This is a genomic window from Bacteroides sp. AF39-16AC, from assembly GCF_003602735.1.
Taxonomy (GTDB): domain Bacteria; phylum Bacteroidota; class Bacteroidia; order Bacteroidales; family Bacteroidaceae; genus Bacteroides; species Bacteroides uniformis.
Genome location: NZ_QTLN01000001.1, coordinates 277,182 through 294,431 on the forward strand (window position 1 = coordinate 277,182; position 17,250 = coordinate 294,431).

12 protein-coding genes are annotated in these 17,250 nt (G+C 46.4%); 3 read left to right on the top strand and 9 right to left on the bottom strand.

The genetic code is table 11. The annotated features are described in order from the left end of the window. Nucleotides 1–63 precede the first annotated feature (63 nt). Nucleotides 64–2,385, bottom strand: a complete 2,322-nt coding sequence (locus DW039_RS01155; RefSeq protein ID WP_034522728.1) for a DUF5686 family protein — start codon at nt 2,383–2,385, stop codon at nt 64–66. Nucleotides 2,386–2,801: 416 nt separating this feature from the next. Between DW039_RS01155 and DW039_RS01160 the strand changes: the two genes are divergently transcribed. Together DW039_RS01160 and DW039_RS01165 are read left to right on the top strand one after the other, a co-directional pair. Beyond that, entirely contained in the window at nt 2,802–4,991 is a 2,190-nt protein-coding gene (locus DW039_RS01160) for a glutamine synthetase III (RefSeq protein WP_005832915.1), read from the top strand. 185 nt (nt 4,992–5,176) lie between these two features. Then, the gene (locus tag DW039_RS01165; protein WP_005832010.1) at nt 5,177–5,878 is read left to right on the top strand and encodes a Crp/Fnr family transcriptional regulator; all 702 of its coding nucleotides are present in this window, start codon (nt 5,177–5,179) and stop codon (nt 5,876–5,878) included. 83 nt (nt 5,879–5,961) lie between these two features. Here the strand turns inward: DW039_RS01165 and trxB are convergent, their stop codons facing one another. The 8 genes from trxB to DW039_RS01210 form a co-directional block, all read right to left on the bottom strand. Next, nucleotides 5,962–6,912, bottom strand: a complete 951-nt coding sequence (gene trxB / locus DW039_RS01170) for a thioredoxin-disulfide reductase (protein WP_057255730.1) — start codon at nt 6,910–6,912, stop codon at nt 5,962–5,964. Between the two features lie 37 nt (nt 6,913–6,949). Further along, entirely contained in the window at nt 6,950–7,600 is a 651-nt protein-coding gene (locus tag DW039_RS01175; RefSeq protein WP_080707064.1) for a LolA-like putative outer membrane lipoprotein chaperone, read from the bottom strand. Between the two features lie 3 nt (nt 7,601–7,603). Then, a complete protein-coding gene (locus DW039_RS01180; protein WP_098031963.1) occupies nt 7,604–10,108 on the bottom strand; it encodes a DNA translocase FtsK in 2,505 nt (834 codons plus the stop codon). A gap of 271 nt (nt 10,109–10,379) precedes the next feature. Next, nucleotides 10,380–10,991: a winged helix-turn-helix transcriptional regulator gene (locus tag DW039_RS01185; RefSeq protein WP_057252352.1), complete on the bottom strand. Its 612-nt coding sequence runs from the start codon at nt 10,989–10,991 to the stop codon at nt 10,380–10,382. Between the two features lie 359 nt (nt 10,992–11,350). After that, on the bottom strand, nt 11,351–11,620 hold the full coding sequence (locus DW039_RS01195) for a hypothetical protein (RefSeq protein WP_081030256.1): 270 nt from the start codon (nt 11,618–11,620) through the stop codon (nt 11,351–11,353). Nucleotides 11,621–11,633: 13 nt separating this feature from the next. Beyond that, nucleotides 11,634–11,921: a hypothetical protein gene (locus DW039_RS01200; RefSeq protein WP_044468860.1), complete on the bottom strand. Its 288-nt coding sequence runs from the start codon at nt 11,919–11,921 to the stop codon at nt 11,634–11,636. Continuing rightward, on the bottom strand, nt 11,899–12,474 hold the full coding sequence (locus DW039_RS21065) for a hypothetical protein (RefSeq protein WP_070101133.1): 576 nt from the start codon (nt 12,472–12,474) through the stop codon (nt 11,899–11,901). The genes DW039_RS01200 and DW039_RS21065 overlap by 23 nt, the downstream gene beginning before the upstream one ends. A 138-nt stretch (nt 12,475–12,612) precedes the next feature. Beyond that, nucleotides 12,613–14,193 carry a hypothetical protein gene (locus tag DW039_RS01210; protein ID WP_120381577.1) on the bottom strand — a complete coding sequence of 527 codons (1,581 nt, stop codon included), beginning with the start codon at nt 14,191–14,193 and terminating at the stop codon, nt 12,613–12,615. A 201-nt stretch (nt 14,194–14,394) separates the two neighbouring features. Here DW039_RS01210 and DW039_RS01215 point away from each other — a divergent pair, with 201 nt between their 5' ends. Then, entirely contained in the window at nt 14,395–17,214 is a 2,820-nt protein-coding gene (locus DW039_RS01215; protein WP_008665193.1) for a glycoside hydrolase, read from the top strand. Nucleotides 17,215–17,250 lie beyond the last annotated feature (36 nt).

Sequence of the window (17,250 nt, forward strand, 5' to 3'; positions counted from 1 at the left end):
TTATGCTACGCCATCACGTCCTGGTCATTGACACATTGGCACATTAATCACATTACCACATTGCTATCTGTTAAACAGTTCGAAGGTAAATTTGCAACCTATTTCCTGATACTTCCAGTTTGCAAAGCTGGCAAACAAGCCAAAGTCAAATATATGTGTACCAATGCCATACCCTACTTCCAGATAAGGTTTCAAGTGAGGAACCACCAATGCATTCAGATACAGACGTTCATTCAATACATATTGGGTATATTTCATCAGATGGCGGAGCAGGAGGAAAGGCGCTTCATAGGTAAGGTGTCCGCGGATATATTTACGGGAAGAGTTATACCAGCGGCCGTCCAGCAACTGGAACACCCCGCCAATATCATCACTCCAACCCATAGGAAGATTGGAACGCCGCAAATTGGCAAAGTCCACAAAGTACAGTTCCTTCTGATTGGTAAACTCTCCCCAACCAAAACGCCAATAAATATCACGCATCAAGCCCAAAGAAACCTGATGCTGCAAATCAATCTCTACACGCTCGTACGAACCACTGCTCTGCAACACTCCACTGAGTCCCCGCTCCCAATCTACTGAGATGGAAGGATACTTGGAATGAAGATTTACTTTACGGTCGCCATTCATATAATAGTATTGTCCCGGAGTCCAGGTGAGGCGGACGCGGGGAGCAAAACTATTATAGGTATGGCGGAACTTGTTCAGGATATTCGGGTCAAAATTCGGAAAGAAGGATGAACCTCCGGAACCGGCACGGGTGGCCGACTTGGTAGGCGGCATGCTCGGGTAGTTCAGTTCAAACCGGGAGCGGTTCACTTCCGTACGTCTGTGCATGGATACACCCACTTCCAGCGACAGACCGTTTACTATTTCCCAGCTATGACGCAGATTCAGATACAAATCCTTGAAATAATCCAAGTGTATCTGGTTGAAGTCAAAAATACTGTCGGGGATGGCTTTCAGGTCGTCCAGCACATCACTGCTGTAAATCCGGTTACCGTTACCAAACTCCAGATGCAATGCTGCACGCTTACGGGGCCAATAATCAAAATCGGACCTCACCCTCCAGTAAAACTCTTTTTCCTTAAAATTATAACCTATCCGGGGAACGATGCGCAGCAGGCGATCACCGGTAAAAATACGGTTGTACTTGAACTCCTGCCGATACGAAATTCCATGCTTGCCGCTATAGCTCAAAAGAAAAGGATTGATTAGTGGTGAACAGCGCACACTCCCCAATTTATCAAGGTCTACCGTATAGCGACTGATCAATGCATCTCCAATCTGCCCCCAAAACTCCAAGTTCTTATTCACCGGTTTCTTTTTCCGGGCGAGCGTATCCCGACGCAAGAAGAAATCCTGATACAGTGTCTCCTCATGCGGAGTCAAAGGAATGGGACGCAAAGTTTTAAAGTAAGCAGTATCACGTAGATAAGCATTCGTATCAGTACGCAACGTGTATGAATCGGACAAGTCATATTTACTTTTCTTCACCGACCTCCGTATATCACTGCCAGAAGTTTTCTGAATGATGTTCTTATAATCGAGTACAGCTTCATAAGTGCCATCTACCACATTTCCCAAAAAACGAAACGTTGCATCCACATCATACTGCAACGGAAGAAATTCGTCCGAATCGCCCACATTACCCATCTTCACCAGATTATTGAACCGCACCATCTCATTACGTCCGGAAAAACGCATCTCGCGTACACTCCACACGTTATCACTCACAATCAGATAACCGCCCACCAGCTGAAAGCTTTTGCTTTTTGGCATAAAACGGATTTTATACTGAAGGGCATGCCGTTCCCCCATCACCGTATCAATCCGATAGGTATAATATTTTTTGGCATTGGGTGCTAAAGGAGAGAGTAGTTTGTCATATAATAAGGTAGAAGAATAGATGTTGATGTGAAAATATTCCGGCAGCCGTCCGTCCATTTCCCAAAACTCGGAAGCAGTACCGACACTTGCCTTTACCTTCTGGTCATAGATGTCGGGAGCAGTAAAATGCAAATCGCTATAAGTTTCCATCATATATTCCCGCACCCCTTTCTTGGGCCGGAACATGGAAGGGATGTAGCGGAGAATATGATTCTTCTTACGGATATTCACCCAGCCCTTTATGTAAAGCTCAGCCTTGTAACTTTCAATAATACGTTCATAAAGGGGGGCAAAGAAGATGACTTTCTCCATGATGGAGTCTGCCGAACTCACATGTTTGTCAACCGGATAAGATACACGCTCCGCCCCTGCCTTCTGTACAAAAGAAAACAAGAAGCAAATCCAAATCCATATAAACAACAAACGTTTCAACCGCAATTTCTCCTTATAGAATCGGGACAAATATACGGAAGAATTTGTGTAATGCAAAAACATGTTCCATAAAGAAGCAGGAATGACACTTGTGACACCCTTTATTATAAAACATATGTTACGCGCGAGAGACAATAATACACAAGCACACATAGTTTGTGCGAGATAAATACGAACCTATATTAATTGTTATAAAAAGGGTGCCACAAGTGTCATGTACAGAATGATTCGTAATTGTGACACATGAAAATTACTAATCACGACGCACTAAGATTACTAATCGTGATGCGGAAAGATTACTAATCATGGCATGTAACAAACGCAAGCTTTTGGTCGTTTTTCCATAACAAGCAGACTTTTTTAGGGGGTCTATTCTCAAAAAACACTAATATTTTCGAGAATACCCCCTAAAAAAGAGGGGGTAGTTCAGAAAAAACATGTATTTTTGCGCCCAACAACCAATAAAAGGAGAGACTTATATGTCAAAAATGCGATTTTTTGCTTTGCAAGAACTTGCCAATCGGCAACCTCTTGAAGTGACCACCCCTTCAAACAAACTGTCCGACTACTACGGCAGCCATGTCTTCGACCGTAAGAAAATGCAGGAATACCTGCCTCGTGAAGCCTACAAAGCCGTGACCGACGCCATCGAAAAAGGCACTCCCATCAACCGCGAAATGGCAGACCTGATTGCCAACGGCATGAAAAGTTGGGCAAAGTCCCTCAACGTCACCCACTACACGCACTGGTTCCAGCCTCTGACGGACGGAACAGCCGAGAAACATGACGGCTTCATCGAATTCGGAGAAGGAACGGAAGTGATTGAACGTTTTTCCGGCAAACTGCTCATCCAGCAGGAACCGGATGCATCCTCTTTCCCCAACGGGGGTATCAGAAACACATTCGAAGCACGAGGATATACTGCTTGGGATGTTTCCTCACCTGCCTTTGTGGTAGATACCACACTTTGCATCCCCACTATCTTCATCTCTTATACCGGCGAAGCGCTCGACTACAAGACTCCATTGCTCAAAGCCTTGGCAGCCGTAGACAAAGCAGCGACAGACGTATGCCAGTTGTTCGACAAGAATATCACACGCGTTTATACCAATTTAGGCTGGGAACAAGAATATTTCCTCGTCGACTCGGCACTGTACAATGCCCGCCCGGACCTTTGTCTGACCGGACGTACCCTGATGGGACACTCCTCGGCCAAAGACCAGCAGCTGGAGGACCACTATTTCGGCTCCATCCCCCCACGTGTCACAGCTTTTATGAAAGAACTGGAAATCGAATGTCACAAACTGGGTATCCCGGTCAAGACCCGCCATAACGAAGTAGCTCCCAACCAGTTTGAGCTGGCGCCTATCTTTGAGAATGCCAACCTTGCCAACGACCACAACCAGCTTGTGATGGATCTGATGAAACGCATCGCACGCAAGCATCACTTCGCCGTACTGCTTCACGAAAAACCCTACAACGGCGTGAACGGCTCCGGCAAGCACAACAACTGGTCGCTTTGCACCGATACGGGTATCAATTTGTTTGCACCGGGCAAGAATCCGAAAGGAAACATGCTGTTCCTTACCTTCCTGGTAAACGTACTGATGATGGTATACAAAAACCAGAACTTGCTGCGCGCCTCCATCATGAGTGCCGGAAACAGCCACCGTCTGGGAGCCAATGAAGCACCTCCCGCCATTCTGTCCATCTTCCTGGGCAAACAGCTGTCTTCCATCCTCGACGAGATAGCTCGCCAGATAAGCAGCAGCAAGATGACATCGGAAGAAAAGACAACACTGAAATTAGGCATCGGACGTATTCCCGAAATATTACTGGATACCACCGACCGTAACCGTACTTCCCCATTCGCCTTTACCGGCAACCGCTTTGAGTTCCGTGCCGCAGGTTCGTCCGCCAACTGTGCCGCCGCCATGATTGCCATCAATGCAGCTATGGCAAACCAGTTGAACGAATTCAAAGTCTCCATCGACAAACTGATGGAAGAGGGAGTCGGCAAGGATGAAGCCATCTTCCGCATTATGAAAGAGACCATCATCGCCTCCGAGCCTATCCGCTTTGAGGGTGACGGCTACTCCGAACAATGGAAGCAGGAAGCCGCCCGCCGTGGGCTGACCAACATCTGCCACGTTCCCGAAGCCTTGATGCACTACATGGATAACCAGTCCCGTTCCGTACTCATCGGCGAACGTATCTTCAACGAAACGGAGCTTGCCTGCCGCTTGGAAGTAGAACTGGAGAAATACACCATGAAGGTACAGATAGAAAGCCGTGTGCTGGGCGACCTTGCCATCAACCACATCGTACCGACTGCCGTTATCTACCAAAACCGTCTGCTGGAAAATCTCCGTGGCCTGCGCGAGACCTTCTCTCCCGAAGAATACGAAGTCCTCAGTGCCGACCGGAAAGAGCTTGTACGCGAAATTTCCAAGCGCGTAACCGCCATCAAGGTACAAGTACGCGAAATGACCGAAGCCCGCAAAGTAGCCAACCACATGGATAACTACAAAGACAAGGCTTTTGCTTACGAAGAAACCGTACGCCCTTATCTGGAAAGTATCCGTGACCACATCGACCACCTTGAGATGGAAATTGATGATGAAATCTGGCCGCTTCCGAAGTATAGGGAGCTGCTGTTTACAAAATAATGTGGCAATATGCCAATGTGCTAATGACCTGCGGCGTGAGAACACAACATAAGCATAGCGCAGCCAATTAGCACATTGGCATATTGCCACATTAGCACATTGACATACATCTTTTTGTCACATTTGTGCAATATTTAATTTTTTCTTTTTACATTTGTGCTGTATAACACAGTTTTGCAGCAGTTATGGTAAAAGTAAACTTGTCTGATATTAATGTTCCGGAGTTGATTGCAGATATATGGTCTCCCTTGAATGACGAACAACGGGAATTCCTCGCCAACCACTTCACACTCCAGAACTACAAAAAAAACGAAGTCATCCATTGCGAAGGCGAGACACCTACGCATTTGATGTGTCTGCTGAGTGGAAAGGTCAAAATCTATAAAGACGGAGTCGGTGGTAGAAGCCAGATTATCCGTATGATTAAACCTGTCGAATATTTCGGTTACCGCCCTTACTTTGCAAAAACAGACTATGTCACGGCAGCATCTGCATTCGAGCCGTCTCTTGTTTGCCAAATCCCCATGACTGCCTTGATGACTCTGCTCACACAAAACAACGACCTTGCCATGTTCTTCATCAAGCAATTGTCCGTTGACTTGGGCATTGCCGATGAACGCACTGTAAACCTGACGCAGAAACATATCCGCGGAAGACTCGCAGAATCCCTACTATTCCTCAAAGAAAGTTATGGTTTGGAGGAAGACGGCTCCACCTTGAGTATCTATCTCTCGCGTGAAGATCTGGCCAATTTGTCAAACATGACCACTTCCAACGCCATACGTACGTTGTCACAGTTTGCCACAGAACGGTTAATCACCATCGACGGGCGTAAAATCAAAATCATAGACGAAGAAAAGCTGAAGAAAATCAGCAAGATAGGATAAGGAATAAGTGACAAGGGATAAGCGATTAGGGGTTAGCATAATAAAAACACATTGTTGTCATCCTAACCCCTAATCACTAATCACTAAATCAGTCCTTTCGCAGACAAATATCTTTCCGCTTCAATGGCTGCCTGGCAACCAGTTCCGGCAGCGGTGATGGCTTGACGATAGTGAGGATCAGCAACGTCTCCGGCGGCGAATACGCCCGGCACTTTCGTACGCGGTGTTCCCGGCTCGGTGACGATATAACCTACTTCGTCCGTATCTACATAAGGTTTGAAAATATCTGAGTTGGGTTTATGGCCGATAGCCAGGAAGAAACCGTCAATAGCCACATCATAGCGCTTCTCATCAGGTTCACCCATACGCTGTACCAAATGTACACCTTCCACACCGTTCTCTCCAAACAAGCCTACGGCATTATGTTCGAACAGTACTTCAATCTTGTCATGCTTCATCACACGCTCCTGCATAATCTTGGAAGCGCGGAGATAAGGTTTGCGGACAATCAGATAAACCTTGGCAGCCAGTCCGGCAAGGTAAACAGCTTCCTCGCAGGCAGTATCTCCACCCCCTACAACAGCTACCGTTTTCTTGCGGTAGAAGAAACCGTCACAAGTGGCACAAGCGCTGACACCCATTCCCGCATATTTCTTTTCATCCTCCAGCCCCAGATACTTCGCAGCGGCACCTGTAGCAATAATCAGCGTTTCAGCCTCAATCATCTTTTCGTCATCAATCGTAATCTTGTAAGGTGCTTCAGCAAGATTGGCTGCGGTAGCAACTCCATAACGCAAATCTGCGCCAAAACGTTCGGCTTGCTTCCGCAGGTCTTCCATTAATTCCGGACCTCCGATACCTTGGGGATAACCGGGGAAATTCTCCACATCAGTAGTGGTTGTCAACTGGCCACCGGGCTGCAATCCTGCATAAAGTACCGGTGAAAGATTGGCACGGCCTGCATAAATAGCGGCAGTATAGCCGGCAGGACCCGAACCGATAATCAGACATTTTACTTTTTCTGTTTCCATCATTATATTATTTACTATTTGACTATTTACAATTTACTATTTAGCGCATGTCGATGACTTCAGCTGTGGGATAGGCTTTTTTGTCAAAGACAAAAAAACTATCCGGATAGGATTGTCCTGTCTGGTAGCTATCAATAAGGATAGTAGTCATATACTTACTCCCCCGTGGTGCCAAGTCCACTTGATGCAGACGATACGTATCCTTTGTCACAAACAGATAGACACTTTCAGGGTCTTTCCTCTTGTCGGCAGCAGTCATGGTGATGTAATAAACAGACTTGTCTTGCTTACCACCGACACTGCTCAACTTCAATCTGTATCCCTGCTTGTAGAGGGACAACCAAGCATACGGATTAAGAGTCTGCAATTCCTCCTGCGTAGGTTCCGATACATTCACCTCATCTGCCGAAGCCACATAGCTCCACTGCGTATGTCCGTCAAACCAAGTCTTCATTCCCTCGGTCTCAACCACAAACTTCTCACCTTCCAGATAGAGAACTCCCGCATAAGAGCCTTGTTGTTCGTTCACGGTAAACGCCAGCTTCACCCCTCCCGCTTTCCGAAAGGCTTCGGCTGTACGCTCCAATATATTCTTGGCATCCGGTTGTTGTGCCGACATCGGCACAGCAAACAACAGCAATAGCACACCAAGTAAAAGCTTATCAAGTTTCATCATTCTATAAATAACCATTCCTTATTGCAAATTGTTTAACCGCATTTCCAGGTCGCTCTCATCTATACAGAACACCTCACGCGCCTTACTACCTTGCGCCGGTCCCACAATCCCCGCTTTCTCCAACTGGTCCATGATGCGGCCGGCACGATTATAACCGATGGCAAACTTACGCTGAATGAGCGATGTGGAACCCTGCTGGTGAATAACAACGAGACGGGCTGCATCCTCGAACAAAGGATCGAGACGTCCCATATCCACATCCCCCAAATCACCTCCTGCATTTTCATCCACATATTCGGGCAGATAGAAAGCAGTGGGGTAACTCTGCTGGCGGGCGATAAACTTCGTAATCTCCGCCACTTCGGGCGTATCAATAAAGGCACACTGCACACGCACCGGGTCAGCTCCCTGTAGGAATAACATATCACCGCGGCCTATCAGCTGGTTGGCTCCCGGACGGTCGAGGATGGTACGCGAATCGACCATTGCCGATACACGGAAGGCGATACGCGCCGGGAAGTTGGCCTTAATCGTACCCGTAATGATGTTTGTTGTCGGTCGCTGTGTAGCGATAATCATATGTATACCCACGGCACGCGCCAACTGGGCGATACGTGCGATGGGCAGTTCCACATCCTTACCGGCTGTCATAATCAAGTCACCGAACTCGTCGATAACGACTACGATGTAAGGCATGAACTTATGCCCCTTTTCCGGATTCAGACGACGGTTGATGAACTTCTCGTTATACTCCTTGATATTGCGCACATGGGCAGCTTTCAGCAAGTCATAGCGAGTATCCATCTCCACACAGATGGAGTTCAAAGTCTGCACCACCTTCGTGACGTCCGTAATGATGGCATCTTCCCCGTCGGGTAATTTCGCGAGGAAGTGATGCTCAATCACGGAGTAGATGCTGAATTCTACTTTTTTGGGGTCTACCAGCACAAACTTCAGCTCTGCCGGATGCTTCTTATATAATAAGGAGGTGATGATGGCATTCAACCCCACGGACTTACCCTGACCGGTAGCACCGGCAACGAGCACGTGCGGCATCTTGCACAAATCCACCATAAACACTTCATTCGTAATTGTCTTACCCAGTGCGATGGGCAAGTCGTAAGTAGACTCCTGGAACTTCTTGCTGCCGATAATACTCTGACCGGATACAATCTTCGGATTGGAGTTGGGCACTTCGATACCAATCGTACCCTTTCCCGGAATGGGAGCGATGATACGGATGCCGAGCGCCGAAAGGCTGAGGGCAATATCATCTTCCAGACCGCGTATCTTCGAAATGCGGACGCCCTGCTCGGGAGTGATTTCATACAGCGTCACCGTAGGACCTACCGTCGCCTTAATGGTACTGATTTCTATACCGAAACTACGCAGAGTATTGATAATCTTATCCTTGTTCGCGTTCTGCTCTACCATGTCAATGGTCGGACCATTGTCATCGTAATGCTTCATCAGGTCTATTGTGGGGTAATGATAGTTTTCCAAATCCAGACGGGGATTGTACGGCTCCTTCTCCGTTCCCACATACTCCTCCTCTTCGGCCTTTTCAACCTGGAATGCCGGCTCCTTCTCTACCGGCTGTTCCCGAAAAGGGGGCACCGGCTCCGGTGCAGGAGTCTCAAAAGTCATGGTAACGTCCTCATCCGCAGACTTGGCAGGCTTTATCTTTCCATCACTTCCACCCAAGTCAAGGGTGATTTCATTCAGCGGTTCGTCCTCTTCTTCCTCTATAGCAATCTCCTCCTCCTTTTCAAGAACCTTTTCCGGCTCCGCAGCTTCCGGTGTCGGAGCAGCCGCCTTTTCCTTTGCACCCCAAGAGGTCTTGAACTCTTCCGGCGTTTCACCCTGCACGCTTTCCACCTTCTCCTTACGCTTCAAGAAGCTGAGACTGAACAATCTGCGCAACCAGATGACAGTCCGTGCACTCAGATAGATGAGGAAGCAAATGGCAGTTACCAACAATAGCAGCCAGACTCCCGGCACACCGACTTGAGACACAAGCCAGTTACTGACATTGTATCCGTGCATACCGCCCAGATAGAGGAAAGAGTCCTTGTACTGGTCTACAAACACAAAACCGAAAAATACCGAGAACCACACCAGCATCAACGAACAGCCGATGAACCACTTCCACAAGCGCACCACACGCACCCGCATCAGCTTCAGTCCCGCCACAGCCAGGAACACGAGAATCAGGAAAGACGATACGCCGAAGCAATCATTTATCAGATAGCTGGCCAACTGCGCACCGCGGCTACCGGCGTAGTTCTTCACCCCATTGTTGGTGGAAATCAGCTCCTGCGCACTGCCTCCGTCAATGATGCTCTGGTCTGCCGCTCCCGTGAAAAAGAATGATGTGAAAGCAAGCAACAAATAAACCGAAAAGATTACCAGCACCAAGCCGATAACGAAATGAACCGTTTCACTTCTAAATAACGCTGCCACTTTCCCCAAAAACGAGAGTGACAGTTCCGTATCTTTAGCTGTTGAATTTTTCTTTGCCATATTTTTTAAATAACTATTGAGAATTGATTGCAAAAATAATAAAAACTATCCTTCTGCCGCGTTGTTTTCATTCTTTAATTTCTCGTCTGCCGATTATAGGTATTCCTAATCTACAACTGTAATTTTATCGCATGTTTTACTTACATACTTGCATGAAATGACATAGCGCACTAATTTACAACAGATTGCACCATGCAAGCAGACCTCATGCAAGCATGCAGGCAGATTTTGCCTACATGACGCAATCCATGCAAGCCCTATACGCATCAACCTACTCTTTTTCCTTCAAAAAATAAATCGGCTGTTTCTGCAACCCTTTGTTTACCAACACATTCTCCTCACAAAGACGACGAATCTGCCGCGTTGCAGTCGTGCGGGTCATGCCGCAAATCGACTGTACAACACTGCGGGTGATGAACTCATTCTTACGTAGATAGTTCACCACTTTTTGCTTCACCTCATCATCCGTCAGCCTCTTTTTCATGAGATTCCGCAATTTCAGCGGCTTTACTTTCAATACTCCTATCTCACTGCGCAACGCCTTGTCCGGTCTGAAAGTGATGTTTTTCAACTTCACCTTAGTACTTTTCCGCTTTGTCTCCAGTGTCACCGGTTCCGTGCAGGTCAGCGTGGGAACAAAGTAACCGATGCCGTCCAAATGTACCTGCCTGCCCTCCCCCAGCTCGCGTCCCACAAAATGCGACAAAGCATCGAGTACCGCCAGTACATCCGTCTCGGTCAGCGAGCAGTATTCTTGTATATGCCTGCGCAGCTCATCGGTCGTCGTAGAGCCGTTCAGTTTAATCCGGGGATGCAGGGTCAGCTCTTCCCCTTGTTTATCCTTCGTTTTCGGGTTTTCGTACCAATCAAATAAAATTGCCATATTCTTTCCTCCATTTTTAGATTCATTTCTGTTGCTGTCTGCAGGTTTCGCTCATGCAAAGTACCGGCTTTCATTAGGCAGAGCATAGGTCTTCCTTACGCAAAGAAGCGTTCTTCCTTCTGCTGAAAGCTTATCAAAAAAAAATGCGCACAGCTGTGGTTTACCTTCTTCATATTTGTGATACACCTTCTTCACAACTATGAGAAAGACATTCCACGACTGTGCGCAACTACAAACTACAGAGGCAAAGATAGTGAAAAGCAGGGGGCCTGGCAAAGGAATGCTAATCTTTTTCAGATTGAAGCATGTAATAATGCGGTAATAATAGCGCTATTTGCCCAGCTCCATAATTGCAACAATTAATCTTCTTCTTCATCATCGTCATAATCTTCATCGTAGTCATCATCGTCACCATCCCATCTACACCCACAAGCATCACAAGCATAATCATTAATACCACTTGAATCAGGATAGACCAAATGCGAGCCACATTCAGGGCAACGCAACTTGTCGTTATCATCATCGTCATCCGCAATTTCATCACATGGCCATTCTCTTCCACAATCCGGACAAACATAATTCACGCCATCGAAATAGGCATTCTCATTCAAACAAAAAATACATTCCATAACTATCTTATTTTTAATTATTACTTTTATTCATTATTCTTTTTGCATATAAGCAGCATTTAATCAGCACAACTCCCACCAGCATAGAACAGACAATGCCAGTTGCAATGAAAAGAGGGCTTCTATCAGCGGAAGCAATGCCGTTTTTTGCCAACACCAAAAGTCCCGTCTGAAAACAAACGGCCGACAACAAGCAGAACAGCAGCACACTGCGTTTCCAATGTTTTGGCATCGGTTCATTTTTTTCTACCTCTTCTACCATTTCCTTCATTGCTTCTTCAATCCATATCTTCATCTTCATTGTCTTGAGGATTTATTTCATATTTGGGGTCTAAATCATATCTGTACGCAAGCAAAAAATCGGCCTTTTTATCTTTGGGTTTACAAAGAGAATACAATATGGCCCCTACTACCAATGGGGCAGCCGCAACAACTGCAATCCCTGCCAGCATACCACCTCCTATTATACCGCCAATTGCAGCCAATCCGGAGGTTATTCCTGCTGCCGACAACCCAGCAACAACACCTGAAGCCGAAATCAAGCTTATCATTCCTGCCACCGTACAAGCAGATCCTCCACTTGCCATTATTTTGGCAACCAAATCATCTTTGTCTTTTCTAGTCATCTTTTTGTAAGCATCAAAATCTTTACCTAATACAACGGTGAACATGATACAGAATTCTGCGTAGCACACGTCAGTAGGATAACTCTTGCCCTCGGCCAAACGTGTAATTGCGTACTTCGACATTGTCATAGCCACTGCAAGTTCATCAATAGAAATAGAAGAATTACTCATGAATGAACGCAAAAACGGAGCGAAACCGACTCCTTTTGGAAATTCTTGATTTTCCATAATCTTTTTTTTAAAGTTTATATTATGGCGCCCTCTGCCTATAAGAACAAAAAGCAACCGTTAGCATTAACGATTGCAAAAGTATGGGGGAAGAACCAGCTGTGAAATAGACGTCTACAAAAAAGACAATCAACCTCTTTATCCATTTCCACATTTATCTTTAAAGGTTTTCCATTTTTTCTCTGGTAAGCCTAATGTGTCATTTACGATTTTCCAAGCGTCCTTTGGCAGGTCTAATAGAGTTTGCAATATTTTCCATGAATTTATTATTATAGATGTAGCATCCTTCTTACTATCACACAATTTTCTTATTGTTTCCCCGAAAAATCCGCCGTTCATAGTCATCAAAATCTTGCTGATAGACGTGTAAGGAGGTGACACCACTCCTCTATTATGTTCTATATCACACTTAGAAGTATCTAATGTTCCCAAATAAAATTGCATATACCCCAAAAGAAGTCTAATCATGTAGATAAATTGTTTATTAGTTTTCTGCTGCAAATCTCGCTCCTTCACATCTGCATTTCGTACTATCCGCCACGCTGCCTCATAGTGTTTTTCTTTTCTCAGATATCCACTTTCAGTGGTCTTTTCCAGTAGTTTCTCAAACATTTCTTTATTTGTCTTCTCCTTTCCCTTTTTCGACATTTGGCCTATCTCTTCAAGCAGTTCCTGATACGCTTTTTTTGTAAAGTTAACATCAGCAGAGAAACGTATCTTATCCTCTTCCTGAGGCTCTTTCCGAGAGCCAGAACGTTTTCTCAGAGCCTCAACATCTTCATTTTCAAGATACCCCTCATATATACTTCTTATAAGACGAACCGCCCTTGCACCCACCTCCACAATATCCTCATCTTCATGAAGAGTAATCCAAAAGGGCCAATAAGTATGGTTGTTCGCATTATTTGTAGGCTTAAAGCGATGAGTGAAAGATTTCCCCGGAAATGTATTTTCAAGAACAGCAGTAACATAATAACGAATATCTTTCCATTCTTCATTGAACATTTTTTCCCCATCTTCATCATTCCCATCAAGAATCAGCCCCTTACATCCATAATAAATGCCGACAACCGGTTCATACACATCATATTCTATCAGAAATTCATACCCTCTGCATCCATCCTTACTGTACAATGTCCCCAGCTTGTACATCATGTGATGTGGAGCCTTGTTCCCATGAAAAGAAGCATCCGCTTTAAAATCCTCCACTTCATCCAGCAGCCTCATCTTCTTTTTATAAAACTCTGAAGCTTCGTCATTTAACCTTTTCCAATGCTCCCGGTTCCTCTCTCTGATTTTATCTTTCTCCATCTCAGAGACAACCTCCTGACAGTTCACATCACATTCGGCCCCATCAAAATCAATGCTAACACTGGAAAAGTATTCAAGGGCTGCCTGCACTTCTTTCTTTTTAGCATAGACCTGCCTCGCTATAAAGATGCAAGCCTCCCGCGTAAGGTGATAGTTTTCCACGCTCCTACGCGCACCAGAGCCTACCCCAACCATTTCAACCATCAGGTTAAAATGCTCATCCACATTTATACCATCCGCTTCGGCAGCCCTCATGGCTTTTGCCAATGGAACGGAAAATTTCTGGTACGTACTATACCCCAAAGCAGCGCACAATTCCCTCGAAGTCCAGTATGACCGTCCTTGCCCATCAAACTTCCTTATTTTCTCAAAAGGTGATTTATCACTGATTTTCAATTCTTTATTCATAAAGACAGAAACAAATTACATGATATAAAAATCCTCATCTATAATGACGAACACTCAACAACACTAATATCAAGCATGAAGATAGCAATAAAAAAACATCCCGTCACATAATTGGAAACATTTTGTATACAGAGAGACGGGAGCAATGCCCTATATTTGCAACCGGTCAATCAATCACCGGCCATGAAAAACAGGTAGTTTATGAGAAATTTCATTGTATTATGCTTATTGGCATGTCTGGCATCATGTACAGACAAAAAAGAATTCCAGACAATAAGAGAACGAATCGATTTATCAGGAAATTGGAACAGTTCATTAGGGAACTGCACATTGCCCGGTACGACGGATGAAAACAAGTTGGGAGACGGCAGGCATCCCACCAATGTAACCTCCCAGTTGACACGGACTTATCCCTACTCCGGCATCGTAGAATATGAAAAAGATGTTGAAATTCCCGTACAGATGGAAGGGAAACGCCTGATACTCTTCATGGAACGTACAAAGCCCAGTACTCTCTGGATAGACGGGGACAGCGTCGGCACGTTGGGACATATCTATGCACCTCACTGCTATAGCCTGCCGGCCTTGGCACCCGGCAGCCACCATATAAAGATACGCATTGACAATTCCCCCAGCTCCGTACCAGCCGAAATCCAAAGCTCGCATGCCTGGACCGACGGCACACAAACCAACTGGAACGGCATTCTGGGCGATTTCTACATCGAAGCGACCCCACACACCTATCTCGAGCAGGTACAAGTCTACCCGTCTGTAAAGGAGAAAAAGGCCCGCATCCATGTAAACATATACAGCGATTCGGAGCAATCGGGCGTAGTGACCCTTTCTGCCAAGACGTGGAACACCCAACAAGAACACCTGTTACTGGACATGGAAAAACAAGTCGGCTTAAGCAAAGGTGAAAATAAGATAGAACTGACGCTCGACATGGGCAACCGGATGCAGACATGGAGCGAATTCCACCCCACACTTTATGCACTGAACGTGACCCTTGCCACAAACGAGGGTAAAGACAATATAATAACAGATTTCGGTATGCGCGACTTTGCCACCGAAGGTACTCAGTTCACCATAAACGGCTTCAAGACCTTCTTGCGCGGCAAACACGACGCTTGCGTATTCCCTCTTACCGGATATGCGCCGATGGATGTAAAGTCCTGGCGAAAAGTTTTTCAGACAGCCAAGAGTTATGGCATCAACTACTACCGTTGCCATTCCTACACCCCGCCCCGCGCCGCTTTTGCCGCTGCCGACATCGAGGGTATCTATTTCCAGGCCGAGTTGCCTTTATGGGGAAGCATTTCACCGGACAACCATCGCCTGAATGACTTCTTGCTGAACGAAGCCTATATGACCCTCGACTACATGGGCAATCACCCCTCATTCACCATGTTGGGACTGGGCAACGAGTTGGGTGGCGACGTTGACCTGATGCGCAATTGGCTGGACGGATTCAGAAAACATGACAACCGCCATCTCTATTCGCTCGGTTCCAACAACTTCCTGGGTTGGGGAGGTGCCATAGACGGTGAAGATTATCTGACAACCTGCCGGGTAGGAGGAGGCGAAGGCTATACAACGCACGTACGCAGTTCGTTTGCCTTTGTCGATGCCGAAAAGGGAGGTATCTTGAACAACACCCGTCCCAATACCCGTGCGGATTATACTGCTGCCATAGCGAAATCTCCCCGACCGGTCATCAGTCACGAAACCGGACAGTTCCAAATTTATCCCGACTACAAGGAGTTGGAGAAATACACCGGCGTATTGCATCCATATAACTTGGAGATATTCCGTGACCGGCTCAATGAAAATGGACTGCAGAACCAGATTGACGCATTCCATCAGGCCACCGGCCGGTTTGCCGTCGAATGCTACAAGGCTGATATTGAATACGGCCTGCGCACTGCCGGTTTAGGTGGATTCCAGATGCTCGACCTTCAAGACTTTCCCGGACAAGGCTCGGCACTGGTAGGCATTCTGGATGCTTTCATGGACAGCAAAGGCATTGTCACTCCCGAAACATTCCGCGGCTTTTGTGCTCCGGTGGTACCGCTGGCGCTTATGGACACCTACTGTTACAGCAACAAAGAAGAGCTGAACATAGGACTCGCCCTGACAAATTACGAAGAGCAACCATGGTCTGATGCATTATGCTGGCGTCTGGAAAGCCTGAGTGACAGCGTAACTTTTGTTCGCGAAGGCAAAGTCCCCGCCCATGTAGAGCAAGGAAAAGTAATGCAGGTGGGCGAGTTGAAAAGCACCCTTACCGAAATAGACAAGCCTGCCCAATTGCGACTGACACTGACCACCGGGAATTATCATAACTATTATAACTTATGGGTATACCCCGACCGGACACCGGAAAGCGAAGCGGACATCTTCATCTGTCAGTCCTTGGATGACGAGGCGCGAAAGAGACTGAGCCAAGGAGGGAAGATACTGCTTATACCCGACCACAAAGCCATTGAAGAACAGAGTGTAGGTGGACTTTTTACTCCTGACTACTGGAACTATGCCATGTTCAAAAGCATTTCGGAAAACGCCGGCCGCGAAGTTTCGCCGGGCACCCTCTCCTTGCTGATGGACGAGAAACATCCCTTGTTCCGGCAGTTCCCCACCGAGTGCCATAGCAACTGGCAATGGTGGAGCATCGTACGCCATGCCCGCCCCTTTATTCTGAACGCTACACGCCACGAATACAAGCCGCTTATCCAAGTAGTAGACAATGTGGAACGGAACCACAAGTTAGGCTTGCTGTTCGAATTTGCCGTAGACAACGGTAAGGTATTGGTTTGTATGAGCAACCTCGAAGCAATTCGCCACACTCCGGAAGGAGGTCAGCTGCGCAATGCCATTTTAAGCTATATGAAGTCGGCTGAGTTCTCTCCCACCGAGACGCTGACCTCACAGCAGTTGCAGCACATATTAACAACCGAGGTGAGGAAGCAAGACATTGTCGGCGTGAAAAACCAGTCGGATTACGACGTACAGCCGGAATAAATATGAGAAGTTTCATCATAATTCCACTTTTCCTCG